General features: G+C 53.0%; 23 protein-coding genes. 14 read left to right on the forward strand and 9 right to left on the reverse strand.

The window, feature by feature from the left end:
• The first annotated feature begins 11 nt into the window (after positions 1-11).
• A complete protein-coding gene (locus tag BEB54_RS01550) occupies positions 12-1205 on the forward strand; it encodes a 3-hydroxybenzoate 6-monooxygenase (RefSeq protein ID WP_105276878.1) in 1194 nt (397 codons plus the stop codon).
• Positions 1206-1364: 159 nt separating this feature from the next.
• Complete coding sequence (dusC, locus tag BEB54_RS01555) at positions 1365-2312, forward strand: tRNA dihydrouridine(16) synthase DusC (RefSeq protein ID WP_001264873.1); 948 nt, start codon at positions 1365-1367, stop codon at positions 2310-2312.
• Positions 2313-2684: 372 nt separating this feature from the next.
• On the opposite strand, the gene yohP is transcribed toward dusC, so the two are convergent.
• Complete coding sequence (yohP, locus tag BEB54_RS29890) at positions 2685-2768, reverse strand: small membrane protein YohP (protein WP_000691708.1); 84 nt, start codon at positions 2766-2768, stop codon at positions 2685-2687.
• A 223-nt stretch (positions 2769-2991) separates the two neighbouring features.
• On the opposite strand from yohP, the gene mdtQ reads away from it, so the two are divergent.
• Positions 2992-4428 carry a multidrug resistance outer membrane protein MdtQ gene (gene mdtQ / locus BEB54_RS01575; RefSeq protein WP_105276879.1) on the forward strand — a complete coding sequence of 479 codons (1437 nt, stop codon included), beginning with the start codon at positions 2992-2994 and terminating at the stop codon, positions 4426-4428.
• A gap of 52 nt (positions 4429-4480) precedes the next feature.
• The gene (locus BEB54_RS01580) at positions 4481-5242 is read left to right on the forward strand and encodes an SDR family oxidoreductase (RefSeq protein WP_032184590.1); all 762 of its coding nucleotides are present in this window, start codon (positions 4481-4483) and stop codon (positions 5240-5242) included.
• Positions 5243-5370: 128 nt separating this feature from the next.
• On the opposite strand, the gene BEB54_RS01585 is transcribed toward BEB54_RS01580, so the two are convergent.
• Entirely contained in the window at positions 5371-5949 is a 579-nt protein-coding gene (locus BEB54_RS01585; protein WP_001353099.1) for a DedA family protein, read from the reverse strand.
• Between the two features lie 169 nt (positions 5950-6118).
• Between BEB54_RS01585 and BEB54_RS01590 the strand changes: the two genes are divergently transcribed.
• Together BEB54_RS01590 and pbpG are read left to right on the forward strand one after the other, a co-directional pair.
• The gene (locus BEB54_RS01590; protein WP_001295454.1) at positions 6119-6706 is read left to right on the forward strand and encodes a Yip1 family protein; all 588 of its coding nucleotides are present in this window, start codon (positions 6119-6121) and stop codon (positions 6704-6706) included.
• Between the two features lie 173 nt (positions 6707-6879).
• The gene (pbpG, locus tag BEB54_RS01595; protein WP_032184587.1) at positions 6880-7812 is read left to right on the forward strand and encodes a D-alanyl-D-alanine endopeptidase; all 933 of its coding nucleotides are present in this window, start codon (positions 6880-6882) and stop codon (positions 7810-7812) included.
• A gap of 308 nt (positions 7813-8120) precedes the next feature.
• Here the strand turns inward: pbpG and dld are convergent, their stop codons facing one another.
• Positions 8121-9836, reverse strand: coding sequence for a D-lactate dehydrogenase (dld, locus tag BEB54_RS01600; protein ID WP_000097375.1), 1716 nt, complete (start codon positions 9834-9836; stop codon positions 8121-8123).
• A 195-nt stretch (positions 9837-10031) separates the two neighbouring features.
• Here dld and bglX point away from each other — a divergent pair, with 195 nt between their 5' ends.
• The 5 genes from bglX (at position 10032) to yehW (ending at position 16338) form a co-directional block, all read left to right on the forward strand.
• Positions 10032-12329 (forward strand): beta-glucosidase BglX, encoded by a 2298-nt coding sequence (gene bglX / locus BEB54_RS01605; protein ID WP_105276881.1) that lies wholly within the window; start codon positions 10032-10034, stop codon positions 12327-12329.
• Between the two features lie 272 nt (positions 12330-12601).
• Entirely contained in the window at positions 12602-13519 is a 918-nt protein-coding gene (gene osmF / locus BEB54_RS01610) for a glycine betaine ABC transporter substrate-binding protein OsmF (RefSeq protein ID WP_045145351.1), read from the forward strand.
• A gap of 6 nt (positions 13520-13525) precedes the next feature.
• Positions 13526-14683, forward strand: a complete 1158-nt coding sequence (gene yehY / locus BEB54_RS01615; RefSeq protein WP_105276882.1) for a glycine betaine ABC transporter permease YehY — start codon at positions 13526-13528, stop codon at positions 14681-14683.
• Positions 14676-15602, forward strand: a complete 927-nt coding sequence (yehX, locus tag BEB54_RS01620; RefSeq protein ID WP_105276883.1) for a glycine betaine ABC transporter ATP binding protein YehX — start codon at positions 14676-14678, stop codon at positions 15600-15602. Before yehY ends, yehX begins: the two co-directional genes overlap by 8 nt.
• Before the next feature lie 4 nt (positions 15603-15606).
• Positions 15607-16338: a glycine betaine ABC transporter permease YehW gene (gene yehW, locus BEB54_RS01625; RefSeq protein ID WP_039020542.1), complete on the forward strand. Its 732-nt coding sequence runs from the start codon at positions 15607-15609 to the stop codon at positions 16336-16338.
• Here yehW and BEB54_RS01630 read toward each other — a convergent pair.
• Together BEB54_RS01630 and mlrA are read right to left on the reverse strand one after the other, a co-directional pair.
• Positions 16319-16426: a protein YohO gene (locus BEB54_RS01630; protein ID WP_001216963.1), complete on the reverse strand. Its 108-nt coding sequence runs from the start codon at positions 16424-16426 to the stop codon at positions 16319-16321. The two genes, yehW and BEB54_RS01630, sit on opposite strands and share 20 nt — an antisense overlap.
• A 59-nt stretch (positions 16427-16485) precedes the next feature.
• Positions 16486-17217, reverse strand: coding sequence for an HTH-type transcriptional regulator MlrA (mlrA, locus tag BEB54_RS01635; protein WP_001240401.1), 732 nt, complete (start codon positions 17215-17217; stop codon positions 16486-16488).
• Between the two features lie 221 nt (positions 17218-17438).
• Between mlrA and btsS the strand changes: the two genes are divergently transcribed.
• The 3 genes from btsS to BEB54_RS01650 are packed head-to-tail and all read left to right on the forward strand — an operon-like array spanning position 17439 to position 20357.
• A complete protein-coding gene (gene btsS / locus BEB54_RS01640) occupies positions 17439-19124 on the forward strand; it encodes a two-component regulatory system sensor histidine kinase BtsS (RefSeq protein ID WP_001353100.1) in 1686 nt (561 codons plus the stop codon).
• The gene (gene btsR, locus BEB54_RS01645; RefSeq protein WP_001353101.1) at positions 19121-19840 is read left to right on the forward strand and encodes a two-component system response regulator BtsR; all 720 of its coding nucleotides are present in this window, start codon (positions 19121-19123) and stop codon (positions 19838-19840) included. The genes btsS and btsR overlap by 4 nt, the downstream gene beginning before the upstream one ends.
• 46 nt (positions 19841-19886) lie before the next feature.
• On the forward strand, positions 19887-20357 hold the full coding sequence (locus BEB54_RS01650) for a DUF1456 family protein (protein ID WP_001295430.1): 471 nt from the start codon (positions 19887-19889) through the stop codon (positions 20355-20357).
• A 42-nt stretch (positions 20358-20399) separates the two neighbouring features.
• Here BEB54_RS01650 and BEB54_RS01655 read toward each other — a convergent pair whose 3' ends face one another.
• The 4 genes from BEB54_RS01655 to BEB54_RS01670 all read right to left on the reverse strand — a co-directional run bounded on the left by BEB54_RS01655 (position 20400) and on the right by BEB54_RS01670 (position 26389).
• Positions 20400-20861, reverse strand: coding sequence for a YehR family lipoprotein (locus BEB54_RS01655; protein WP_001353103.1), 462 nt, complete (start codon positions 20859-20861; stop codon positions 20400-20402).
• 131 nt (positions 20862-20992) lie between these two features.
• A complete protein-coding gene (locus BEB54_RS01660; RefSeq protein ID WP_105276884.1) occupies positions 20993-22984 on the reverse strand; it encodes an SWIM zinc finger family protein in 1992 nt (663 codons plus the stop codon).
• The gene (locus BEB54_RS01665; protein ID WP_002431449.1) at positions 22981-24117 is read right to left on the reverse strand and encodes a VWA domain-containing protein; all 1137 of its coding nucleotides are present in this window, start codon (positions 24115-24117) and stop codon (positions 22981-22983) included. The genes BEB54_RS01660 and BEB54_RS01665 overlap by 4 nt, the downstream gene beginning before the upstream one ends.
• A complete protein-coding gene (locus BEB54_RS01670) occupies positions 24110-26389 on the reverse strand; it encodes a DUF5682 family protein (protein ID WP_105276885.1) in 2280 nt (759 codons plus the stop codon). Before BEB54_RS01670 ends, BEB54_RS01665 begins: the two co-directional genes overlap by 8 nt.
• Positions 26390-26392: the final 3 nt, after the last annotated feature.

Genomic DNA, 26392 nt, shown 5'->3' on the forward strand with positions numbered 1-26392 from the left:
GGAGAACCATAATGACTAAAGTGACACGCGCAGTAATTGTGGGAGGCGGGATCGGCGGTGCGGCAACTGCGCTGTCACTGGCCCGCCAGGGGATCAAAGTGGTGCTGCTGGAAAAGGCGCATGAGATCGGTGAGATTGGCGCAGGTATCCAGTTGGGGCCAAATGCGTTTTCGGCGTTGGATAGTCTTGGTGTTGGCGAAATCGCCCGCCAACGTGCGGTATTCACCGATCACATCACCATGATGGACGCGGTGAACGCCGAAGAAGTGGTGCGTATTGAAACCGGGCAGGCCTTTCGTGACCATTTCGGCGGCCCTTACGCGGTGATCCACCGCGTTGATATTCATGCCTCGGTGTGGGAAGCGGTACTGACGCATCCGAACGTGGAGTATCACACCTCCACAAACGTCGTTGATATTCGCGAGACGCCGGACGATGTCACCGTTTTCGACGATCGAGGTAATAGCTGGAGCGGCGATATTTTGATTGGCTGTGATGGCGTGAAGTCAGTGTTGCGCCAGAGCTTATTAGGCGATGCGCCGCGCGTCACCGGACATGTGGTCTACCGTGCGGTTATCGATTGTGCGGATATGCCGGAAGATTTACGTATTAATGCGCCGGTATTGTGGGCGGGGCCGCACTGTCACCTGGTACATTACCCTTTGCGCGGCGGCAAGCAGTATAATCTGGTGGTGACATTCCACAGTCGCCACCAGGAAGAGTGGGGCGTGAAGGATGGCAGTAAAGAGGAAGTGCTTTCCTATTTTGAAGGCATTCACCCGCGTCCTCGCCAGATGCTGGATAAACCGACGTCATGGCGACGCTGGTCAACGGCCGATCGTGAACCGGTAGGGAAATGGGGGACTAACCGCATTACGCTGGTGGGCGATGCGGCCCATCCGGTGGCGCAGTATATGGCACAAGGTGCCTGTATGGCGCTGGAAGATGCAGTAACGCTGGGTAAGGCGCTGGCGCAGTGTGAGGGTAATGCGGCGCAAGCTTTTGCGCTGTATGAGTCGGTACGTATTCCGCGTACCGCGCGCATCGTCTGGTCGACCCGTGAAATGGGGCGGGTTTATCACGCCGCAGGGGTAGAACGTCAGGTACGTAACCTGCTGTGGAAAGGGAAATCGCAGGCAGAGTTTTATCGCGGCATGGAGTGGCTGTACGGCTGGAAAGAAGATAACTGTCTGCAACCACGCTGAGTACTTCTTACCCAATCAGGTGCACGGACGGTCCCCTCGCCCCTTTGGGGAGAGGGTTAGGGTGAGGGGAAAAATCTTGCCCGAATTAATCAGTAAGTCAGTTTGTCTGCAAACACCAGAGGCGCTAACATAGCGCCTCATTTTTTTGCGGGTGATGATATGCGTGTGTTACTGGCGCCGATGGAGGGTGTACTCGACTCTCTGGTGCGTGAATTGCTGACCGAAGTTAACGACTACGATCTGTGCATCACCGAGTTTGTCCGCGTGGTGGATCAACTGCTGCCGGTAAAAGTTTTTCATCGCATTTGCCCGGAGCTACAAAACGCCAGCCGAACGCCATCCGGTACGCTGGTGCGCGTGCAATTGCTGGGTCAGTTCCCACAATGGCTGGCAGAGAACGCCGCCCGTGCGGTGGAGTTAGGTTCCTGGGGCGTGGATCTTAATTGCGGCTGTCCGTCGAAAACGGTTAACGGTAGCGGCGGCGGGGCGACACTACTCAAAGATCCTGAACTCATCTACCAGGGTGCAAAAGCGATGCGTGAAGCTGTACCGGCGCATTTGCCCGTCAGTGTGAAAGTGCGCCTGGGCTGGGACAGCGGTGAGAAGAAATTTGAAATCGCCGATGCGGTTCAACAGGCTGGCGCTACGGAGTTGGTGGTGCATGGGCGGACAAAAGAGCAGGGTTACCGCGCGGAGCATATTGACTGGCAGGCGATTGGCGAGATTCGCCAACGGCTGAATATTCCGGTGATTGCCAACGGTGAAATCTGGGACTGGCAGAGCGCGCAACAGTGTATGGCGATAAGCGGCTGTGACGCGGTGATGATTGGTCGCGGAGCGCTCAATATTCCCAATCTGAGCCGAGTGGTAAAATATAACGAACCGCGAATGCCGTGGCCGGAGGTGGTTGCTTTGCTACAAAAATATACCCGTCTGGAAAAGCAGGGCGATACCGGGTTATATCACGTTGCGCGGATTAAACAGTGGTTGAGTTATTTGCGTAAAGAATACGATGAAGCAACAGAATTATTTCAGCATGTTCGGGTGTTGAATAATTCCCCTGATATTGCAAGGGCTATTCAGGCAATTGATATCGAGAAACTCTAAGAAACCATAGTGATGTTTTTTGACAATGTCTTAGCTCTTTATCAATAGGCCGCACGGTTGTTTGGTGGCGTCAAAATCGCCGAGGCGTTCCCTGAAGGCCGGGGCAGCCCACATGGATGTGGGCTGAGGGCGCGTTTTACAGGGATGTTACCTCGCGCCCGACCCGGTAGCCGTAAGGGATAAGCCGAGGGCACCGCGCAGCGGCGATTTTGTTCGCCAGAGCCCGGGGGTGCAGGGGGCGGCGGCGACTGGTCGCCCCTTGCGCGCTCCTTGCGCTAGTGATTATATGAAGCAATGCACATGACAGGAGCGCAACAGGATGAGAGACTGAAATATTCTCGTTATTTTCGGATCTGATGACGTTAATTAATTTTAAAATATCATCTTAAATACGCCAGTCACCACCAGTAGTCCAATCAGGAAAATAATCAATACAGCCCAGAGTATAATTTTCATTGGCGTTCCTTTATTTGTGAGTGTCGAATAAGTATAGGAAAAAACGAAGCCCTTTGCCGTTACTCATAAGTGATTAAGATAAATCGGAGAATATCATTCACTTACTGTATATTTTTCTGAATATGTCGTTTTATTGCCACTGATGTATTGCCACGCGAAACTAAAAAATATATTGCATCACACGGTAATCTCCGCGCACCTTTTCTTACCTGACTATTCCTCCATGAATCGTGATTCCTTTTACCCAGCCATCGCCTGTTTTCCTCTGTTACTGATGCTGGCCGGGTGTGCGCCTATGCATGAAACCCGCCAGGCGTTAAGCCAGCAAACACCCGCTGCGCAAGTTGACACCGCATTACCCACGGCGCTGAAAAATGGTTGGCCAGACAGCCAATGGTGGCTGGAGTATCACGATAATCAACTCACTTCATTAATTAACAATGCACTGCAGAACGCACCGGATATGCAGGTGGCTGAACAGCGCATTCAGCTGGCTGAAGCCCAGGCGAAGGCAGTTGCCACTCAGGATGGCCCTCAGATCGATTTTTCTGCGGATATGGAGCGGCAAAAAATGTCGGCAGAAGGGCTAATGGGGCCGTTTGCTCTGAACGATCCTGCCGCAGGTACGACCGGTCCGTGGTACACCAATGGTACTTTTGGCTTAACGGCGGGCTGGCATCTTGATATTTGGGGAAAGAATCGGGCGGAGGTTACTGCTCGCCTGGGTACAGTTAAAGCACGGGCGGCGGAACGCGAGCAAACCCGCCAATTGCTGGCTGGCAGCGTTGCCCGCCTTTACTGGGAGTGGCAAACCCAGGCAGCGTTAAACACTGTTTTGCAGCAAATCGAAAAAGAGCAGAACACCATTATCGCGACCGATCGCCAGCTATATCAGAACGGGATTACTTCTTCAGTTGAAGGTGTGGAAACCGATATTAATGCCAGCAAGACCCGGCAGCAGCTCAATGATGTCGTGGGAAAAATGAAAATTATTGAGGCACGGTTAAGCGCACTTACAAATCACCAGATAAAGTCATTGAAGCTTAAACCGGTTGAGTTGCCGAAAGTGGCAAGTCAGCTTCCTGATGAACTGGGGTATTCATTGCTGGCACGGCGGGCAGATTTGCAGGCAGCGCATTGGTACGTTGAGTCATCGTTAAGCACCATTGATGCGGCAAAAGCGGCATTTTATCCTGACATCAACCTGATGGCCTTCCTGCAACAGGATGCGTTGCACTTAAGCGATTTGTTCCGTCATTCCGCGCAGCAAATGGGCGTTACGGCAGGCCTGACGCTACCCATTTTCGATAGTGGTCGTCTTAACGCCAACCTCGATATTGCAAAAGCCGAAAGCAACTTGTCTATCGCCAGCTACAACAAAGCGGTGGTTGAAGCGGTGAATGACGTGGCGCGGGCAGCCAGTCAGGTTCAGACGCTGGCGGAGAAAAAACAGCATCAGGCGCAAATTGAGCGCGATGCCTTGCGTGTGGTAGGTCTTGCGCAGGCCCGCTTTAACGCGGGTATCATTGCTGGTTCCCGCGTCAGCGAAGCCAGGATCCCGGCGCTGCGTGAGCGGGCCAATGGCCTGTTATTGCAAGGGCAGTGGCTGGATGCCTCCATTCAACTCACTGGTGCGTTGGGCGGGGGTTACAAACGCTGATGATATACGCCTTCTATACTTAACGTTTATTCAGCGTTAAGTGGAGAACTCGATGGCACAGGTCGCGATTATTACCGCCTCCGATTCGGGGATCGGCAAAGAGTGCGCGTTATTACTGGCGCAGCAGGGGTTTGATATTGGTATTACCTGGCACTCTGATGAAGAAGGGGCAAAAGATACCGCGCGTGAGGTGGTTAGCCACGGCGTACGTGCGGAGATGGTGCAGCTCGATCTCGGTAAACTGCCAGAGGGGGCACTGGCGCTGGAGAAACTTATTCAACGGCTGGGGCGCATCGATGTGCTCGTGAATAATGCGGGCACAATGACCAAAGCACCGTTTCTTGATATGGCTTTCGATGAGTGGCGCAAGATTTTTACCGTTGATGTTGATGGTGCATTTTTATGCTCGCAAATTGCGGCCCGCCAGATGGTGAAACAAGGGCAGGGCGGTCGCATCATCAACATTACGTCGGTACATGAGCATACGCCGCTGCCGGATGCCAGCGCCTATACAGCCGCTAAACATGCACTCGGTGGGCTAACCAAAGCGATGGCGCTGGAGCTGGTCAGGCATAAGATTTTGGTGAATGCAGTCGCGCCTGGGGCTATCGCCACGCCAATGAATGGCATGGATGACGGCGACGTGAAGCCCGACGAGGAGCCTTCGATTCCCCTGCGGCGTTTCGGCGCAACGCATGAGATTGCCAGCCTGGTGGCGTGGTTATGCTCTGAAGGCGCAAATTACACCACCGGGCAGTCGTTAATTGTCGATGGTGGCTTTATGCTGGCGAATCCGCAGTTCAACCCAGAATAGCGCAGTGAGGTGCGTGGTTGTTTCAATGGGTAATCTTTGGTAGGCATGATAAGACGTGCAAGCGTCGCATCAGGCATGGTGCGACGGATGTCGGATGCGGCGCAAACGCCTTATTCTAGGCAATGGTTTTACGCCTGATCATCCGGCTTTTTCTTCCCGCGTCGTTTCAGCCACCAGCGCACGCCAACCACCAGAACCACGACCAGAATCAACCAGACCCAGTGCTTCAAATGCTGGTCGAGATTGTGCAACCACGGCGCAATCACCTGACCACCAGCATAACCGATAGTGGTAAAAATCAACGCCCAGGCAAATGCGCCGAGAATATTCAGCGGCAGAAAGATTTTCGGCGGCAGCTGGCTGGCACCAATCAGCGTCGGGCCAATGACCCGAAAGCCATACATAAAACGCGTACCAATGACAAACAGATACGGATGGCGCTGGATAAGTTTCTGCGCCCGCTCAATTTTATCCTGATGCTTAGAGAAGCGGCGTAACAGCTTGCCACCAAACCGCCGCCCGCACAGATAAAGCACCTGGTCGCCAATCATGCCGCCAAGCGCTACAGAAAGTACCACCAGCGGGAACTTTAATAACCCCTGATGTGCCGCAACGCCTCCCAGCAACGTCACGGTTTCACCTTCCGCCAGACTTCCGAGCACCAGCGCGGCATAACCATATTGTGAGATGAGTGTATTGAGATCCATAGGCCCGTCTGTCTCCCTTTGGTTGCTTGTAAGCATACACCCTGTGAATCATTCACGCTGAAAAAGGACGCTCATCAGACGGTGCAAATTCTATGAATGCACAAAAAATAATCACAAGCTGACTTATACTTGAACTGTCAGGTTCATGAACTCACAACAAGGGGGCGGTATGAGCCATGTCTGGGGACTGTTTTCCCATCCCGATCGTGAAATGCAGGTGATTAATCGCGAAAACGAAACGATTTCTCATCACTACACCCACCACGTTTTGCTGATGGCGGCAATTCCGGTGATTTGCGCCTTCATTGGCACCACGCAAATTGGCTGGAATTTTGGCGATGGCACTATCCTGAAGTTATCCTGGTTCACCGGACTGGCGCTGGCCGTCTTGTTTTATGGCGTTATGCTGGCTGGGGTCGCGGTGATGGGGCGGGTCATCTGGTGGATGGCGCGCAATTATCCGCAGCGTCCGTCACTTGCGCACTGCATGGTCTTTGCGGGCTACGTTGCGACGCCGCTGTTTTTAAGCGGTCTGGTGGCGCTTTATCCGCTGGTCTGGTTGTGTGCGCTGGTCGGCACGGTGGCGCTGTTTTACACCGGCTACCTGCTTTATCTCGGTATTCCGAGCTTCCTGAATATCAACAAAGAAGAAGGCCTTAGCTTCTCCAGTTCGACGCTGGCGATTGGCGTGCTGGTACTGGAAGTGCTGCTCGCCCTTACCGTTATACTATGGGGTTACGGTTATCGTTTGTTCTAGCAAGTTCTTTTGTGTTGCATTGCTGGCGTAAATGTCAGCAATGCAGCATTTCCTCACGATTCTTCTTTGACGATCGCACTTTTTGCTCGTTATGATGGCGTCGCTAGCCTTAGTAAATCCTTACTCCGGCGGTGCGCAACCCGTGCGCGTGAACCACTATCTGAATGCTCATCATGCCGAAATTTCGAGTTTCTTTATTTAGCCTGGCCCTGATGCTGGCTGTGCCTTTTGCACCGCAGGCCGTTGCGAAAACGGCAGCCGCTACCACCGCTTCACAGCCGGAAATTGCCTCCGGTAGCGCTATGATTGTTGATCTGAATACCAACAAAGTGATCTATTCGAACCACCCGGATTTGGTGCGTCCGATTGCGTCTATCAGTAAATTAATGACCGCGATGGTTGTGCTGGATGCACGATTGCCGCTGGATGAAAAACTGAAAGTGGATATCAGCCAGACGCCGGAGATGAAAGGGGTCTATTCGCGCGTACGACTGAACAGCGAAATCAGCCGTAAAGAGATGCTGTTGCTGGCGCTGATGTCTTCAGAAAACCGCGCGGCGGCAAGCCTTGCGCACCATTATCCCGGTGGTTACAAAGCCTTTATTAAGGCGATGAATGCGAAAGCGAAATCGCTCGGAATGAACAACACGCGCTTTGTTGAACCGACCGGATTGTCGGTGCATAACGTTTCAACTGCCCGTGACTTAACCAAACTGCTCATTGCCAGCAAACAATATCCGTTGATTGGTCAGTTAAGTACTACCAGGGAAGATATGGCAACCTTCTCTAACCCGACGTATACGCTGCCGTTCCGCAATACTAACCATCTGGTGTATCGCGATAACTGGAATATTCAGTTAACCAAAACGGGCTTTACCAATGCGGCGGGCCATTGTCTGGTGATGCGTACGGTTATCAATAATAAACCGGTAGCGTTGGTGGTGATGGACGCGTTTGGCAAATATACCCATTTTGCCGATGCCAGCCGCCTGCGTACCTGGATTGAAACCGGTAAAGTGATGCCTGTTCCGGCAGCAGCGTTGAGCTATAAAAAACAAAAAGCCGCTCAGATGGCGGCGGCGGGGCAGACGGCGCAGAACGATTAAGGGCAGGCAGGATAAGGCGTTTACGCCGCATCAGGCATTCGGAGCACAATGCCTGATGCGTTGCTTGCGCATCTTATCAGGCCTACAAACGTGACGCGTCCGTAGGCCGGATAAGGCATTCACGCCGCATCCGGCATTCTGTGCACGATGCCTGATGCGATGCTTGCGCATCTTATCAGGCCTACAAACGTGACGCGTCCGTAGGCAGGATAAGGCGTTCACGCCGCATCCGGCATTCGGTGCCCGTGCCTGATGCGATGCTTACGCATCTTATCAGGCCTACGTCTGCATCAGGCATCCAGCCGTATTTACTCCACTTCCTGCCAGTTTTTCCGCTTACTGGTTTTACCGATCCCCGGATTCATGCTGTTGGTCGGATCGTTCTCGCGATAGAACTTCTGCAACGTCTCCGGTGCTTTATACAAATGACCGACGTTATGCTCGGCAGGGTATTGCGCGCCGCGCTGCTGTAGCAGTTCCAGCATCTGTTCTTTCAACGCATGCACATCCACGCCTTTTTTAACGATGTAATCCTGATGGAAGACATAGCACATAAAATGGCCGTAATAGAGCTTGTGCACCAGCTGGCAGTCGATCTCCGGCGGTAAATGCTCATACCACTCGGTGTCGTTACGCCGCAGAGCGATATCCAGCGCCAGAATGTCTTCGACTTCATCGGAATGCACGGCCTGATAACGAATTGCTGCGCCCGCAGCGGCGAAACGGTGTAAAAACGCTTTGCTGCCTTCCTCCGGCGTACAGACAAAGAAATCGCCCTCGGCCTGTTTGAAATAATCCACCAGCCACGATTTAGCTTCGCCGACGCCATCGCCCGCCATTTTTAACAGCAGATGATGCTCGTATTTATCGCGCCAGCTTTTCATGCGCGGTGGTAAATGGCTGGGGAACAAGTGACCGAATTTTTGCATCGCACGGTCGGTAAAATGCGGACGGAAGAATTTCACTTTCTCCAGCATCGCATCGGTGCGTCCCTTGAGATTAAAGAAGAACGGCATCTTGTCGGTGCCTAACTTATCAATCATCAGGAAGGTGTCTTTGCCGTATTTTTCCGCAATATCGTAGATATCCCGGTGCATATATTCCCCGGCAACCGGCAGGTTCTCGAAATTAGCCAGGATATGGCGGCGGATTTCGGTCAGTACTTCCGGCTGGTTGGTGCCGATATAAAACACCTGCTGATTTTTTTCTGCTTCGAAGGTATCAAGACGTACCGCAAAGACGGCCAGTTTTCCGGCGCAACCGGAGGATTCAAATAACCGATCCGGATCGGCGTTATAACGTGCGGGCGTGTCGGCTTCAATATCACGAACGCGGTGGACATAGTCATAATCGTGGGCGTGACGACCATCGTGGCGCACATCGTCATCTTTGATGCGATCGTCATCCAGCTTGCTAAGGATCTGCTCTGGCGTTTCGCCGAGATCAATCCCCAGATGGTTCACCAGCGTCAGTTTGCCGTCTTCATTTATACGCGCGAATAACGACATTTCGGTATACGCCGGGCCACGCTGCACCAGCGAGCCGCCGGAGTTGTTACAAATACCGCCGATGACCGATGCGCCTATACACGATGAGCCAATCACCGAGTGCGGTTCGCGTCCCAGCGGTTTGAGGGCTTTTTCCAGCGAATAAAGCGTGGTGCCCGGATAGGCCAGCACCTGTTCGCCCTTGCCAAGAACGTGCAGCTTGTCGAGACGCAGGGTGCTGATGATCACGATATCGCGATCATAGTCGTTACCGTTTGGCGTCGAGCCTTCGGTCAGACCTGTATTGGCAGCCTGCATCAGAATAATTTTGTCGGCGGTGACGCAGGCTTTCAGCACCCGCCACAATTCCAGTAGTGAGCCAGGGAAAACGACAGCCAGCGCGTCGCCCTGACCAGAACGGAAGCCCTTGCGATAGCGGGCCGTTTTTGCGGGATCGGTGAGCAGGTGTGAATGACCGACCAGACGGGCAAGTTCATTCAAAAAGGCTTTATTATCAGTTGTTGTCATGGAAGACATTTTCCACTCCTTGTGGTGGCGAAAAAATATCACAAACTAGCATAGCGCCTTGTATGACAATTCAGCGAGTGAATATTTTGAAAATTCAGACAATAAACTGAGCATTCTTTTTCTCTCTCCATCATGCTTATGGCAAACTACGGTTTTTGCACCATTTTCGCTGCCTCGTCGGGCAACAGAGGAAGAATAATCCATATGAAATGGCTATGTTCAGTAGGTATCGCGGTGAGTCTGGCCCTGCAACCAGCACTGGCGGATGATTTATTCGGTAACCATCCATTAACGCCTGAAGCGCGTGATGCGTTCGTCACCGAACTGCTTAAGAAAATGACAGTTGATGAGAAAATTGGTCAGCTGCGCTTAATCAGCGTCGGCCCGGATAATCCGAAAGAGGCGATCCGCGAGATGATCAAAGACGGGCAGGTTGGGGCGATTTTCAACACCGTAACCCGTCAGGATATCCGCGCCATGCAGGATCAGGTGATGGAACTGAGCCGCCTGAAAATTCCTCTCTTCTTTGCTTACGATGTGCTGCACGGTCAGCGCACGGTGTTCCCGATTAGCCTCGGTCTGGCCTCGTCTTTTAACCTCGATGCGGTGAAAACGGTCGGGCGTGTCTCTGCTTATGAAGCGGCAGATGATGGCCTGAACATGACCTGGGCACCGATGGTCGATGTCTCGCGCGATCCGCGCTGGGGACGTGCTTCCGAAGGTTTTGGGGAAGATACGTATCTCACTTCGATTATGGGTAAGACTATGGTGGAAGCGATGCAGGGTAAAAGCCCGGCAGATCGCTACTCGGTGATGACCAGCGTCAAACACTTTGCCGCTTACGGCGCGGTAGAAGGCGGTAAAGAGTACAACACCGTCGATATGAGTCCGCAGCGCCTGTTTAACGACTATATGCCGCCGTACAAAGCGGGGCTGGATGCAGGCAGCGGTGCGGTAATGGTGGCGCTGAACTCGCTGAATGGCACGCCAGCAACTTCCGACTCCTGGCTGCTGAAAGATGTGCTGCGCGATCAGTGGGGCTTTAAAGGCATTACCGTTTCCGATCATGGCGCAATCAAAGAGCTGATTAAACATGGCACGGCGGCAGACCCGGAAGATGCGGTGCGCGTGGCACTGAAATCCGGCATCAACATGAGTATGAGCGATGAGTATTACTCGAAGTATCTGCCTGGGTTGATCAAATCCGGCAAAGTGACGATGGAAGAGCTGGACGACGCTGCCCGCCACGTGCTGAACGTCAAATATGATATGGGGCTGTTCAACGACCCATACAGCCACCTTGGACCGAAAGAGTCTGACCCGGTGGATACTAATGCTGAAAGCCGCCTGCACCGCAAAGAAGCGCGTGAAGTGGCGCGCGAAAGCCTGGTGTTGCTGAAAAACCGCCTTGAAACGCTGCCGCTGAAAAAAACGGCAACCATTGCGGTGGTAGGGCCACTGGCGGACAGCAAACGTGACGTGATGGGCAGCTGGTCAGCAGCCGGTGTTGCCGATCAATCTGTGACCGTACTGACCGGGATTAAAAACGCCGTCGGTGAAAACGGCAAGGTGCTGTATGCCAAAGGGGCGAACGTTACCAGTGATAAAGGCATTATCGATTTCCTGAATCAGTATGAAGAGGCGGTCAAAGTCGATCCGCGTTCGCCGCAAGAGATGATTGATGAAGCGGTGCAAACCGCGAAACAATCTGATGTGGTGGTGGCTGTGGTCGGTGAAGCTCAGGGGATGGCGCACGAAGCCTCCAGCCGTACCGATATCACTATTCCACAAAGCCAACGTGACTTGATTGCGGCGCTGAAAGCCACCGGTAAACCGCTGGTGCTGGTGCTGATGAACGGACGTCCACTGGCGCTGGTGAAAGAAGATCAGCAGGCTGATGCGATTCTGGAAACCTGGTTTGCGGGTACGGAAGGGGGGAATGCGATTGCCGATGTGTTGTTTGGCGATTACAACCCATCCGGCAAGCTGCCGATGTCCTTCCCGCGTTCTGTCGGGCAGATCCCGGTGTACTACAGCCATCTGAATACCGGTCGGCCGTATAATGCCGACAAGCCGAACAAATACACTTCGCGTTATTTTGATGAAGCTAACGGGGCGCTGTATCCGTTCGGCTATGGTCTGAGCTATACCACCTTCACCGTCTCTGATGTGAAACTTTCTGCGCCGACCATGAAGCGTGACGGCAAAGTGACCGCCAGTGTGCAGGTGACGAACACCGGTAAGCGCGAAGGGGCGACGGTAGTGCAGATGTACTTGCAGGATGTGACGGCTTCCATGAGTCGTCCGGTGAAGCAGCTGAAAGGCTTTGAGAAAATCACCCTGAAACCGGGCGAAATTCAGACCGTCAGCTTCCCTATTGATATCGAGGCGCTGAAGTTCTGGAATCAACAGATGAAATATGACGCCGAGCCTGGCAAGTTCAATGTCTTTATCGGCACTGATTCCGCGCGCGTTAAGAAAGGCGAGTTTGAATTGCTGTAATGCTTTAGTCAGGGCGCGACGTCTGCGCCCTTTGCCTGATGCGTTGCGCTTATCAGGCCTTCAGGGGTTTTTAACCTCTTGAATTTTCGCTGTTTGTAGGCTGGATAAGGCGTTTACGCCGCATCCGGCAAGAAACGACGGGCAAAATATGCCCTTTAAGTATTTATCTGATTCTGCAACTGAATCCTTCCGCTCAGGCTAACCCCGCCATTATCAACTATGCTTTTCTCTTAATTCGCTGAAAACAACAGTAAAAGAATGAGGAAAGCATCATGCCACTCTCAAAGCTCTGGGCAGGTTCACTGGTTTTGTTGGCAGCCGTGAGCCTGCCGCTACAGGCGGCTTCCCCCGTTAAAGTCGGTTCGAAAATCGATACCGAAGGCGCGCTACTCGGCAACATTATTTTGCAAGTGCTGGAAAGCCACGGCGTACCGACGGTGAATAAAGTCCAGTTGGGAACCACGCCGGTGGTGCGCGGGGCGATTACTTCCGGTGAACTGGATATCTATCCGGAATATACCGGCAATGGCGCGTTTTTCTTTAAAGATGAAAACGATGCGGCGTGGAAAAATGCCGGGCAAGGCTACGAGAAAGTCAAAAAGCTCGATGCAGAACAAAACAAGTTAATCTGGCTGACGCCTGCGCCTGCAAATAACACCTGGACCATCGCCGTGCGTCAGGATGTTGCAGAGAAAAACAAACTCACTTCGCTTGCCGACCTGAGTCGTTATCTGAAAGACGGTGGCACCTTCAAACTGGCGGCCTCAGCAGAGTTTATCGAACGCGCCGATGCCTTACCCGCTTTTGAAAAAGCCTATGGCTTTAAGCTCAGTCAGGATCAGTTGCTGTCACTGGCCGGTGGCGACACTGCGGTGACAATCAAAGCTGCTGCCCAGCAAACATCCGGCGTTAATGCGGCGATGGCTTACGGCACTGACGGCCCGGTCGCGGCGCTGGGGCTGCAAACCTTAAGCGATCCGCAAGGCGTGCAACCTATCTACGCGCCTGCACCAGTGGTGCGTGAATCGGTGTTGAAGGAGTATCCGCAAATGGCACAGTGGCTACAGCCAGTCTTCGCCAGCCTCGATGCAAAAACATTGCAGCAACTGAATGCCAGCATTGCTGTGGAAGGTCTGGATGCCAAAAAAGTGGCTGCCGACTACCTGAAACAAAAAGGGTGGACGAAGTAATTTCCCGTGACTTATTTCCGTATTAATCCTGTTCTGGCGCTGCTGCTGTTGCTGACGGCAATCGCAGCGGCGCTGCCGTTTATCAGTTACGCGCCTAATCGTTTAGTCTCGGGTGAGGGGCGTCATCTCTGGCAGCTGTGGCCGCAAACGATCTGGATGCTGGTGGGCGTTGGTTGCGCCTGGTTGACCGCCTGTTTTATTCCCGGTAAAAAAGGCAGCATTTTTGCACTCATTCTGGCGCAATTCGTCTTCATATTGCTGGTGTGGGGCGCGGGAAAGGCGGCGACACAACTGGCGCAAAATGGCAGTGCGCTGGCGCGTACCAGCCTCGGCAGTGGTTTCTGGCTGGCTGCGGCGCTGGCATTGCTGGCCTGTAGCGATGCCATCCGCCGAATCTCCACGCATCCGCTGTGGCGCTGGTTGTTGCATATGCAGATTGCCATTATTCCGCTGTGGTTGCTGTATTCCGGCGCGCTTAACGATCTCTCGCTAATGAAAGAATACGCCAACCGTCAGGATGTGTTTAATGACGCGCTGGCGCAACATCTGACGTTGCTGTTTGGTGCGGTGCTGCCTGCGTTAGTGATTGGTGTGCCGCTGGGCGTCTGGTGCTACTTTTCCACTGCGCGGCAGGGGGCGATTTTTTCTCTGCTGAATGTCATTCAGACCGTGCCTTCGGTGGCGCTCTTTGGCCTGTTGATTGTGCCGCTTGCCGCGCTGGTTACGGCCTTTCCGTGGCTGGGTAAGCTCGGCATAGCAGGAACCGGAATGACACCCGCACTGATTGCGCTGGTGCTCTATGCCTTGCTGCCGCTGGTGCGCGGTGTGGTAGTCGGCTTGAACCAGATCCCGCGCGATATGCTGGAGAGCGCCAGAGCGATGGGCATGAGCGGGGCGCAGCGATTCCTGCATGTTCAGTTACCGCTGGCGTTACCGGTATTTCTGCGCAGCCTGCGGGTGGTGATGGTGCAAACCGTCGGCATGGCGGTGATTGCGGCACTAATTGGCGCAGGCGGTTTTGGTGCGCTGGTTTTCCAGGGGCTGCTAAGCAGTGCCATTGATTTAGTGTTGCTGGGGGTGATCCCGGTAATCGTACTGGCGGTGCTGATCGACGCACTGTTCGATCTGTTTATCGCACTGCTGAAGGTGAAAAGTAATGATTGAATTTAGCCATGTCAGCAAACTGTTCGGCACACAAAAAGCCGTTAACGATCTCAATCTCAATTTTCAGGAAGGGAGTTTTTCGGTGCTGATTGGTACATCAGGCTCCGGTAAATCCACCACATTGAAAATGATCAACCGTCTGGTAGAGCATGACAGCGGAGTGATCCGCTTTGCCGGAGAAGAAATTCGCTCGCTGCCAGTGATGGAGTTACGCCGCCGGATGGGCTATGCCATTCAATCTATTGGCCTGTTTCCCCACTGGAGCGTGGCGCAAAACATTGCTACTGTGCCGCAATTACAAAAATGGCCTCGGGCGCGGATCGACGACCGTATCGACGAATTAATGGCGCTACTGGGGCTGGAGCCAAATTTGCGTGAGCGTTATCCGCATCAGCTTTCCGGTGGTCAGCAGCAACGTGTGGGAGTGGCCCGCGCGTTGGCTGCCGATCCGCAAGTCTTACTGATGGATGAACCTTTTGGCGCACTGGACCCGGTAACGCGCGGCGCGTTGCAACAAGAGATGACGCGTATTCACCGTTTGTTGGGGCGTACCATTGTGCTGGTCACTCATGATATTGATGAGGCGCTACGGCTGGCAGAACATCTGGTATTGATGGATCACGGTGAAGTGGTGCAGCAGGGCAATCCGCTGACGATGCTGACTCGTCCGGCGAATGATTTCGTCCGCCAGTTTTTTGGGCATAGTGAACTGGGGGTCCGCCTGCTTTCGTTACGTAGCGTGGCGGATTACGTGCGTCGCGAAGAACGGGCAGAAGGTGAGGCACTGGCAGAAGAGATGACGCTACGCGATGCGCTCTCCCTGTTTGTCGCGCGGGGTTGTGAAGTGCTGCCGGTGGTGAACACGCAGGGCGAGCCTTGCGGCACGCTGCATTTTCAGGATCTGCTGGTGGAGGCGTAAGCGTATGAAGATGTTGCGCGATCCGCTGTTCTGGCTCATTGCTTTGTTTGTGGCACTGATTTTCTGGCTGCCTTACAGCCAGCCGCTGTTTTCTGCCTTGTTCCCACAACTGCCACGCCCCGTTTATCAGCAAGAAAGTTTTGCTGCTCTGGCACTGGCTCATTTCTGGCTGGTGGGAATTTCGAGTTTGTTTGCGGTGATCATTGGCACAGGTGCCGGAATTATTGTTACTCGCCCGTGGGGCGCGGAATTTCGCCCACTGGTGGAAACTATTGCCGCCGTTGGGCAGACTTTTCCGCCCGTTGCGGTGCTGGCGATTGCCGTTCCGGTGATTGGGTTTGGTCTGCAACCCGCGATTATCGCCTTGATCCTGTACGGTGTGCTGCCCGTCCTGCAGGCGACACTTGCCGGGCTGGGAGCGATTGATGCCAGCGTGACAGAAGTTGCGAAAGGTATGGGAATGAGCCGTGGTCAGCAACTGCGTAAGGTCGAGCTACCGCTGGCGGCTCCGGTGATTCTGGCGGGCGTGCGAACTTCGGTGATTATCAACATTGGTACGGCGACGATCGCCTCAACGGTAGGGGCCAGCACGCTGGGTACGCCCATCATCATCGGGCTTAGCGGATTTAATACCGCGTATGTGATCCAGGGGGCGTTACTGGTGGCACTGGCGGCGATCATCGCAGACCGCCTGTTTGAAAGGCTGGTGCAGGCGCTTAGCCAGCACGCAAAATAAAGGTATAACCTGCGAGCATGACGCCACCAATTCCGCCTAACGCCATAAACAGGAACAGGGCGATGACCCCAATTTTAGCTATGCGCATAATGCACTCCTTATGTTAACGAAAGGATTGTACAGTAAAGCGCATTTGTTAACGAATCATTAAATGCCGAGCGGGAAAATATCATGGCCTTGTTCCTGCCAACTGGTAAGTTGCTGCTGTTGGGCAGAGGTTCGATTTTCACCGCACCACACCAGCAATGTACGGCCTTCGAACAGTTCAGGGCGTAGTTGATTGAGCGAGTGGGCGAGGACATCAATGCGCCATCCTTGTTGACTGGCAATCCAGCCCTCTAGCCACAGACGGGTGGTATCCTGAATATTCCAGCCAACCACCAGCGCATCTTTACCCTGTTTTTTACGTGCCGAAGCCAGACAAATGGCGATGTAGTTGATGAGTACGCCGTCGAGGATCGCCAGCAGCGCCTGGAGAGTCGGTTGTTGGCACTGAAGCCGTCGGCGCAGAGGAATAAACAGGTGCGTGGTGAGTGTCTGGGCGGGGTAATCCTGACCGCGCTCTTTGATCCACGTTCGCAGGCTATGCAGATTGCCGCTTTGCAGGTAAGTCAGTAATGTTTCTTGCTGATCGCGCCAGCCGTTCTGCACATCAACATTTTCATTACTGAGCAGCATTTTAACTTTGCTGACCTGCACGCCATTGTCGATCCAGCGTTTGATCTCGCGGATCCGGTCAATATCGGCATCATTGAACAGCCGATGACCGCCGTCTGTCCGTTGCGGTTTCAGCAATCCGTAACGCCTCTGCCACGCGCGTAACGTGACAGGGTTAATATCACAAAGCAACGCCACTTCACCAATTGTGTAAAGCGCCATCGTCTCACCCTTGCTCGCGAGGTCCCAGTTTAACTTTAGACGCAGTTTTGCGAACCAGGTAGTTTTGCCCGTTTTTTGTTCATCTATAGGGTGATTTTATTTTTGCCAGGCGATTTTGAGTGATCGTACTCACGAATTCTCATTTTTCTGCAAGAGTTCAAAGAAAGTTAAACGCAGGCAATGTATGTTACGCGTTTTAAAGGGAAGTGTGGTTTGCGGGTATGTACGATTTTAATCTGGTGTTGCTGCTGCTTCAGCAGATGTGCGTTTTTTTAGTCATTGCGTGGTTAATGAGTAAAACGCCATTATTCATACCGTTAATGCAGGTCACGGTTCGTCTGCCGCATAAATTTCTCTGCTACATCGTCTTTTCCATCTTCTGCATCATGGGCACCTGGTTTGGGCTGCATATTGACGATTCTATTGCCAATACCCGTGCGATAGGCGCGGTAATGGGCGGCTTACTCGGCGGTCCGGTCGTCGGTGGGCTGGTTGGTCTGACCGGCGGGTTACATCGATATTCGATGGGGGGCATGACCGCGCTAAGTTGCATGATCTCGACCATCGTTGAAGGATTGCTCGGCGGCCTGGTACACAGCATCCTGATCCGTCGCGGGCGCACTGATAAAGTCTTTAACCCCATTACCGCCGGTGCCGTCACGTTCGTCGCTGAAATGGTGCAAATGTTGATCATCCTGGCGATCGCCCGACCTTATGAAGATGCGGTGCGTCTGGTGAGTAATATTGCTGCGCCAATGATGGTCACCAATACCGTCGGCGCGGCGCTGTTTATGCGTATATTGCTCGATAAACGCGCGATGTTTGAAAAATACACTTCGGCTTTTTCTGCTACTGCGCTGAAAGTGGCTGCCTCGACGGAAGGCATTTTGCGCCAGGGGTTTAACGAAGTGAACAGCATGAAAGTGGCACAGGTGCTGTATCAGGAGCTGGATATTGGTGCAGTCGCGATTACCGATCGAGAGAAATTGCTGGCCTTTACCGGAATTGGTGACGACCACCATTTACCTGGTAAACCGATTTCTTCGACTTACACCTTAAAAGCGATTGAAACCGGTGAAGTGGTCTACGCCGATGGCAACGAAGTGCCTTACCGTTGCTCGTTGCATCCGCAATGCAAACTGGGTTCGACGCTGGTGATTCCGTTGCGTGGTGAAAATCAGCGGGTGATGGGTACCATCAAATTGTATGAAGCCAAAAACCGTTTATTCAGTTCAATCAACCGCACGCTGGGCGAGGGGATTGCGCAATTGCTTTCGGCGCAGATCCTCGCTGGGCAATATGAGCGGCAAAAAGCGATGCTCACCCAGTCAGAGATCAAACTACTTCACGCCCAGGTGAACCCCCATTTTCTGTTCAATGCGCTTAACACCATTAAAGCGGTGATCCGACGCGACAGCGAACAGGCCAGTCAGCTGGTGCAGTATCTTTCCACTTTTTTCCGTAAAAACTTAAAGCGGCCTTCGGAGTTTGTTACTCTCGCCGACGAAATTGAACATGTGAATGCTTATCTGCAAATTGAAAAGGCGCGCTTCCAGTCGCGGTTGCAGGTCAACATTGCTATTCCGCAAGAATTATCCCAGCAGCAATTGCCCGCGTTTACCCTGCAACCGATTGTGGAAAACGCCATTAAACATGGGACATCACAACTGCTCGATACAGGGCGAGTGGAAATCAGCGCCCGACGTGAGGGGCAACATTTGATGCTGGAGATCGAAGACAATGCTGGCTTGTATCAACCGGTAACCAATGCCAGCGGGCTGGGGATGAATCTGGTGGATAAGCGTTTACGTGAACGGTTTGGCGATGACTATGGGATAAGCGTCGCCTGTGAACCTGATAATTACACCCGAATAACGTTACGACTGCCATGGAGGGACGAGGCATGATTAAAGTCTTAATTGTCGATGACGAACCGTTAGCACGGGAGAACCTGCGCGTATTTTTGCAGGAGCAGAGTGATATTGAAATTGTCGGCGAGTGTTCAAACGCTGTAGAAGGGATCGGCGCGGTGCATAAACTGCGCCCGGACGTGCTGTTTCTCGATATCCAGATGCCGCGTATTAGCGGTCTGGAAATGGTGGGGATGCTCGACCCGGAACATCGTCCGTATATCGTTTTTCTCACCGCGTTTGACGAATACGCCATTAAAGCCTTTGAAGAACATGCATTTGATTATCTCCTGAAGCCAATTGATGAAGCGCGGCTGGAGAAAACGCTGGCGCGTTTGCGTCAGGAGCGCAGCAAGCAGGATGTTTCGCTGTTACCGGAAAATCAACAGGCGCTGAAATTTATCCCTTGTACGGGGCATAGTCGGATTTATTTGCTGCAAATGAGAGATGTAGCATTTGTCAGCAGTCGGATGAGCGGTGTCTACGTTACCAGCCACGAAGGGAAAGAAGGTTTTACCGAACTGACTTTGCGCACCCTGGAGAGCCGTACACCACTACTGCGCTGCCATCGTCAGTACCTGGTTAACCTCGCGCATTTACAGGAGATTCGTCTGGAAGATAACGGCCAGGCCGAGTTGATTTTACGTAATGGCTTAACTGTTCCGGTCAGCCGCCGCTATCTGAAAAGTTTAAAAGAGGCGATTGGCCTGTAAAAGACTGCTAAAATGGTTTTTTGCCTCATCAACACCTGAAGGCCTCATGCTAAGTAACGATATTCTGCGCAGCGTGCGCTACATTTTGAAAGCCAATAATAACGACCTGGTGCGCATTCTGGCGCTGGGTAATGTCGAAGCCACTGCGGAACAGATTGCCGTCTGGCTACGCAAAGAAGACGAAGAAGGGTTTCAGCGTTGTCCGGACATTGTTCTGTCTTCATTCCTGAATGGCCTGATTTATGAAAAACGTGGCAAGGATGAGTCAGCTCCGGCACTGGAGCCGGAACGTCGCATTAATAACAACATCGTGCTGAAAAAATTACGTATCGCGTTTTCGCTGAAAACTGATGATATTCTGGCGATCCTTACCGAACAGCAGTTCCGCGTTTCGATGCCGGAAATTACGGCGATGATGCGTGCACCGGATCATAAAAACTTCCGCGAATGCGGCGATCAATTTTTACGTTATTTTTTGCGTGGACTGGCAGCGCGCCAGCATGTGAAGAAAAGCTAAGACGGGTATGGCGGCCATGCGAAAAACATGGCCGCCGACAGATTATTTCACTTCTTTAAAACCAGCGGCTTTCATCACCAGTTCCATTTGCGCCATAGTGATACCTTTTTTGGCATCTTCAGCAGAAACGTTGATACCTGAAATACCCTGCAGGGCTTTAAAATCAACTTTTTCCATATCGATAGTCACGTTTTCCTGAGCATAAGTATCGGTAAAGGTTAATTTTTCTTCAACGCCAGGGATGTTTTTATATTTGGCACTTAACGGCTCAAGTGTCTTGGCAGCATCTTCTTTGGTGGTTGCACCAATGGAGGCAAATTGAATTTTGGTTTCAGAAGATTGCTTAAGAACCTTGTCACCTTTGTAGACATAGGTAATAGCAATTTCAGTACCGTTCAGATTAGCGCTAAATTTCTTCGATTCTTCTTTGTCACCGCAGCCAGCAAGAGAGAAAACCAGAACAGATGCAACAACAAGGGAAAACAGCTTATTGAAAGCCTTCATGTAAAACTCCATTTTATTTAATCAAGGAACTGGTGACCACACCAGGGGCCATATAGGATATGCCTAATACCTTGGCGTGAGCAGTCCGGAACTGGAGTAGAACTCTTTGTAAAAACCACTATTTGTCCTTGTTACTCAAGCAAGGTTAATAATTGTTCGCAAAGCAAAACGCAGTTATTCATTGCTTCTCCCCGTGCCTCGCCTTCTGTATTACGAAATTGTCCCAACACATGTGCCAGCCGATAAAAACCCATCGCGGTGAGTTCATTGACCAGCAACTCTGACTGACTAATGGCACTCTGTTCCTGATAGCGCCAGCCATTATGGAGCAGTTGAATAAGCAACGCCTGACAGCGCATCAGTAACTGATGAGTGGTAGACGGTACAGGCAGAACGCTGGCAGAAGGTAGCGGTGCCACAGGCGCAGTTTCTGCGTCCAGTGCCCAGGCGCGGGTTTGCGTCATCATTACTCGTGGTTCCAGTGTCAATTGCCCCTCAGCAAAATTGATAAACCCAGAAACCAGACTCACGGGGTCGTCTGTTTGTTGTAACAGAGCTGCCATGCGTTCAACAGCAAAGGGCGCACTGACTGAAGCTGGCAGTGATAACGTCAGCACATTATCTTCACCTTCGCCACTGATTACCTGTGCATCCAGTGTCTGCCGACTGCTGTCCCAACCGAGTGAAATGCACTCTTCTACTGGCAGAATAAATAAGTTATCGACCTGGTTAAGCGGTCGTATGGCGGCTGGCGGACGTTGGCGTAAATATTCCCGCAAAGCCACAATGCCCGGCTGGCGCAGTGGTGCGCTCAACATTTGCCAGGCATCAGGCGACAGCGGAACAACACTGCTTAAGCGGTTGCGGGTAGCTAATAGCAACTCGCCATCAGCACTGCGTTTTGCTGCTTGTGAAACAATTTGCCCACCCGCCAGCGCGCCAGCCTGAAAACTAAACAGCCGCCGTTTTGCCGCTGGAGAGTTATCCTGTTCACTTCTCGGCCAACTGCGCGAAAGATGCAAAATACTGCCGGTGTCGGGATCGGTGAACCAGATGCGTAAACCATACCGCTCATTATCCTGCCAGCAACGCATACCTAGTGACACCAGCCGCAAATGATCAAGCTTTGCTTCGCCAGCAATGCCTGCGCCAACGACCGTGCGCCACGGTATGGGCGGTACTTCACCGACACTGTCACGTCGCGCTATCTCTTTTGCACTGTTCAAGCGACTGGTTAACGCCGCAAGCTGGCACAAGCATTTTCCGGCATGATAGTGGCTGGCGCGGGCGTGGAAGGCATCAACGCTTGCCCGTAGCTGTCGTAGTGATTCACTTACCCAACGCCAGTTGCAGCGTTCCGCCGCTTGCTGCGCGCGGCTGAAAGCGGCCTCGTAGTGGATTGACGGTTGGCTGATCCCGCCCAGCCATAATGCCTGACTTAATTGCTGAACATATTGACGACATGCTTTACCTCCGTCGCTGGAAAACGGATCGTCAGATGATGTGACGTGTTCACTGTGCATCTGCCAGATCAAATGAGTAAATTCTGCTTGTTGATTTTTGGCCTCGACGAAGGCCTGCACAGCCAGTGCTACGTGTTCACACAGCGTTCCTTCAATACAATCACAACGGGCGAAACGAATGCTGCTGCGGGAATAAAAACGCACATCGCTCATCGGTAAGCGGGCAGAGGGAATTTCGCCCGGGGTGCAGAACAACTCAATGGTGATGCCTTTAGCGACCAGCGCCTGCGCGCGTTTGCGCGTGGTATTGGGCAGGGTAGCCAGTTCTTCCTGCCAGATTGCCGGATCCCACTCTTCTTCTTTTTCCGTAGGCTGGGCGGTGGCACAAAGTCGTTGATAACTTAACACCAGCATCACGCGATGACGGCACATGCCGCTGGCCCCGCAGCTGCATTGAGCCTCTTTCAGCGCCTGACTGTTCGCCAGCCGGGTACGGACACCGTCACTGAACGTGGCGATTAAAGCGCCGTTCTCATGGCAGATTTCCGGGACATTGCCATTTTCCAGTTCCTTAAGGCTGCGCTTAACAAAACCGGCATTGCTTAACGCCGTCAAAGCTTGTGGTGTCAGTTCTAATAATTCCGGACGTAGTGAATTCATGACTGAAGATTCTCCGCAAGCCAGGTCGCCAGTTCGCCTGGCGTCATCGCGGCTATTTGTGCGCCGACATTTACCAGCGCCTGGGCTGTATCGCGGTCGTAGCAAGGTGTTGCGGTGCTATCGAGCGCTGCCAGTCCCAGCACTTTGATGCCGCTCTGGACACACTTTTTCACCTGATGCGTCAGCAATGATGATGAACCCCCTTCATAAAAATCGCTCACGAGGATGATGACGCTTTTCGCTGGTTGTTCAATAAGTTGCCGACCATATTCCACGGCGCTGGCGATATTGGTCCCGCCGCCCAGTTGTACTTTCATTAATAACTCTACCGGATCAGCAACGTCTGCCGTAAGATCAACGACGCTGGTGTCAAACGCCACCAGATGGGTACGAATGCCGGGTAACTGCCATAAACAGGCCGCCATCACCGCTGAGTGGATCACCGAGTCAACCATCGATCCGCTTTGATCAACCAGTAACACCAGTTGCCATTGATCGCTATGGCGCTTAATGCGACTGTTAAAGCGGGGGGATTCGATATACAACTTGCCGTGTTGCGGATGCCAGTGTTGCAGGTTGGCACGCAGGGTACTTTTGAAATCGAAATTACGCGCCAGTGGAATAAATGAGCGGCGACGACGATCGCGGACACCAGAAAAAGCCTGACGAACTTCCTTTGCCAGTCGCGCCATAATTTCTTCAACAACCTGGCGCACTATCCGGCGGGCGGCAGCCAGCACTTCGGGATTCATCAGATGTTTGGTGTGCAAAACGGCGCGTAACAGGCTTTCAGAGGGCTGCATACGTTCCAGCACATCGAGATTTGTCACTACATCTTCAATGCCATAGCGCAGTACAGCATCGCTTTCCAGCCGCTCAATCACCTGTTGCGGAAACAGCGTGTGAATACTGTTGATCCAATCAGGGGTGGTGAGATTTGAGCCACCTAATCCACCGGAGCGTTCACCACGCTGGAGCCGTTCAGGATCGCGCCCGTACAGCCACTCCAGCGCGTGGTCTATCCGCCGGGCGTTGTCATCCAGCCCACAAAGCGTCGTTTCTGCCGCTTCGCCAAGAATTAATCGCCAGCGTTGTAGCTCACGAGTGGTCAGAAGATCGTTCAGTTCAGACATGGAAAACTCCCCAGTGTTGCAGTGATGCCAGTGCCTGCTGTTCGAGTTGTTGATGATGTGCAATGGCTTGCGGTGGGCAATGCAACGGCATTTGCAGCGCCGAAACGGGAAGCTGAGCGAGCTGGTAATGCTCAAGCACCTGATGCGCCAGCGTCCCGCGTTCTCGTGGCGGTAGCCAGGCCATCGCCGCGCGCAAATCGGGCAGGGCGTTAATAAAATCGGCGTCACTCAGTTGATTCAAATGGCTGCTGAAACCGGCGATAAATGCAGGCTGACTGGCCAGTTGATGGCGGGCTAATGCCAGCAAACCGTGCAGCGCCTTGCCAGATTGTGCCGGGGATAATTGTGCCAGCATCGTCAGCGCCGCTTCGGCACTGGCGTTGGGATGTTCCAGACGCATCAGCGCGCCAAGGGCCGCACCGCGATCCAGCGCTGGGGCATGAATCGCCTGACTGCGACGTTCCAGTAAGGCTACCGCCGCAGAAAGCGAAACGCCGGGTAAATTAACGCCGCTATTTAGATCGCGCAGGATATGGCAAAGCGCCTGCCAGCTATGCAGGTGAGCGTGAAACTCCTTCTCATCCGGCCTGCCGTTGGATTCACATAGCCACAGTGTGCGATCGATAGCCGCGTATAACGTCGTCTGTAATATCTGCGCGCCTTGCATACCGCTGATTTCATCGAGCTGCCACAAGGCGTAAAGCACTTCCAGCGCCTGGCCCATTTCGGCAAACTGATTTTCCTGGGCGATTAATAATGTGAGTTGTTCCAGTAATTGCTGACTGAAGGACGCCAGACCCGCTAACGCTGCCTGGCTAAGACATGTGGTGATGCCGCTGATTCCACCCGCGTCCAGCATATCGGCTTCTAATTTATTGCGTGCGGCCTCCTGGAGGGTGGCACCAAAGCATGCGGCCTCAATCAATGCCGCATGTTGGCTAAGTGGCTGGGTTAATGTCCAGCGTTCTTCACCGTTGCCCGCCAGCGTCAGTGTACTTCCGTGCTGGCGCACAATGCCGGGAATCTCCAGTATTGCCAACCGATGTAGCACCTGACTTTGCGCCAGTCCATCGGGGGTAAAGCGATTTAAGGTAAGCTCCGCCGGAAGAGAGATTCCGGTACGTTCCAGTTCGCAGGTGACATCTTTTGGCAGAGGTGGCTGTGGCGTCGAGGGGGCAAGTTTACCGAATCCGTCACCTGCTAATGTGTCTATCAACGTTAGCAGAATCGGATCGGTATCGGGATGAATAACGCCGCGATAGCTCCACGGCAACGGCGCGTTCAGGGCTTCTTTGATCAGCGAGCCTGCTATAGCATCCAGCCAGTCAGTGCGTAACGGTAGTGTATGACCGCGCAACTGTGCCAGTGCCAGCGCATGCAGATGAGCGGCAGCCATATCCGCTGTTGAAGCAGGCAAGTGGTGCTGGCGCAAACGGGTAAGAACCGTTTTCAGTAGTTGTTCACCTGCCTGCTGCAAACCTGACTGCCAGCACCAGTTTTGCCAGACCGGGGCTGGCATTCCGGAAAGGTATCCTGCCAGCACATCAAGGCGCTTTTCACTGTATGGCGTGAGATAGCAACCTGTAACGGCATCATCCTGTGAGAGCAATTCTGGCTTGTTAATTTCTTGAGGGCATTCGCGCCACATTTTTGCCAGTGCCGGAGCGTGCCAGCCTCCGCAGACGACTAATACGTCGCCATTATTTTGCTGCATCGCCCATGCAATCCAGCGGGCCATAAAGGCTTCGCGCTGACGATTGAGTGCATCGCCGGAGGCGTCGCCCCGCAGTTGTGCAAAATAGTGCGCCAGTGCAGAGGGTAATATAGTTTGCTGGCTTTCATCTTCGAACAAGTGATCCCACAAGGTGTCGCTGTTATCCATGCGGGTGGCACGCAGCAGCAAGGCCTGGCTTTCCTCTTGCATATCAGGCGAATCATCCTCTTCTTCACTTTGTGCCCAGCAAGGCAAATCGATGAAGTAAGTTTGTGCCTGAATACGACGTGCGGCTTGTAGCGCCTGCCACTCCGGCGAAAATTCAGCAAATGGCGTCCAGGCACCACGCCCGGGGGCCGCACCGTCCTGATACTGGCAATAACTGTAAATAGCTACCGGAAGCTGGTGGGCTAACAACAGTTCGTCTACCCGGTCATTAAAATCAGCCGGGCCTTCAATCAACACGTATCGTGGCCGCTGGCTTTCGATTAACGATTTCACCAGCCGGGCGCAAGCCGGACTATGATGCCGGATGCCGACAATTAACGGCTCGCTCATGCA

This window comes from Escherichia sp. MOD1-EC6021 (genome assembly GCF_002965245.1).
GTDB lineage: Bacteria > Pseudomonadota > Gammaproteobacteria > Enterobacterales > Enterobacteriaceae > Escherichia > Escherichia coli_F.

Coding starts and splice junctions, on each gene's coding strand:
- BEB54_RS01550 (WP_105276878.1), top strand. CDS start 12: ATGACTAAAGTGACACGCGCAGTAATTGTGGGAGGCGGGATCGGCGGT.
- dusC (WP_001264873.1), top strand. CDS start 1,365: ATGCGTGTGTTACTGGCGCCGATGGAGGGTGTACTCGACTCTCTGGTG.
- yohP (WP_000691708.1), bottom strand. CDS start 2,768: ATGAAAATTATACTCTGGGCTGTATTGATTATTTTCCTGATTGGACTA.
- mdtQ (WP_105276879.1), top strand. CDS start 2,992: ATGAATCGTGATTCCTTTTACCCAGCCATCGCCTGTTTTCCTCTGTTA.
- BEB54_RS01580 (WP_032184590.1), top strand. CDS start 4,481: ATGGCACAGGTCGCGATTATTACCGCCTCCGATTCGGGGATCGGCAAA.
- BEB54_RS01585 (WP_001353099.1), bottom strand. CDS start 5,949: ATGGATCTCAATACACTCATCTCACAATATGGTTATGCCGCGCTGGTG.
- BEB54_RS01590 (WP_001295454.1), top strand. CDS start 6,119: ATGAGCCATGTCTGGGGACTGTTTTCCCATCCCGATCGTGAAATGCAG.
- pbpG (WP_032184587.1), top strand. CDS start 6,880: ATGCCGAAATTTCGAGTTTCTTTATTTAGCCTGGCCCTGATGCTGGCT.
- dld (WP_000097375.1), bottom strand. CDS start 9,836: ATGTCTTCCATGACAACAACTGATAATAAAGCCTTTTTGAATGAACTT.
- bglX (WP_105276881.1), top strand. CDS start 10,032: ATGAAATGGCTATGTTCAGTAGGTATCGCGGTGAGTCTGGCCCTGCAA.
- osmF (WP_045145351.1), top strand. CDS start 12,602: ATGCCACTCTCAAAGCTCTGGGCAGGTTCACTGGTTTTGTTGGCAGCC.
- yehX (WP_105276883.1), top strand. CDS start 14,676: ATGATTGAATTTAGCCATGTCAGCAAACTGTTCGGCACACAAAAAGCC.
- yehW (WP_039020542.1), top strand. CDS start 15,607: ATGAAGATGTTGCGCGATCCGCTGTTCTGGCTCATTGCTTTGTTTGTG.
- BEB54_RS01630 (WP_001216963.1), bottom strand. CDS start 16,426: ATGCGCATAGCTAAAATTGGGGTCATCGCCCTGTTCCTGTTTATGGCG.
- mlrA (WP_001240401.1), bottom strand. CDS start 17,217: ATGGCGCTTTACACAATTGGTGAAGTGGCGTTGCTTTGTGATATTAAC.
- btsS (WP_001353100.1), top strand. CDS start 17,439: ATGTACGATTTTAATCTGGTGTTGCTGCTGCTTCAGCAGATGTGCGTT.
- btsR (WP_001353101.1), top strand. CDS start 19,121: ATGATTAAAGTCTTAATTGTCGATGACGAACCGTTAGCACGGGAGAAC.
- BEB54_RS01650 (WP_001295430.1), top strand. CDS start 19,887: ATGCTAAGTAACGATATTCTGCGCAGCGTGCGCTACATTTTGAAAGCC.
- BEB54_RS01655 (WP_001353103.1), bottom strand. CDS start 20,861: ATGAAGGCTTTCAATAAGCTGTTTTCCCTTGTTGTTGCATCTGTTCTG.
- BEB54_RS01660 (WP_105276884.1), bottom strand. CDS start 22,984: ATGAATTCACTACGTCCGGAATTATTAGAACTGACACCACAAGCTTTG.
- BEB54_RS01665 (WP_002431449.1), bottom strand. CDS start 24,117: ATGTCTGAACTGAACGATCTTCTGACCACTCGTGAGCTACAACGCTGG.
- BEB54_RS01670 (WP_105276885.1), bottom strand. CDS start 26,389: ATGAGCGAGCCGTTAATTGTCGGCATCCGGCATCATAGTCCGGCTTGC.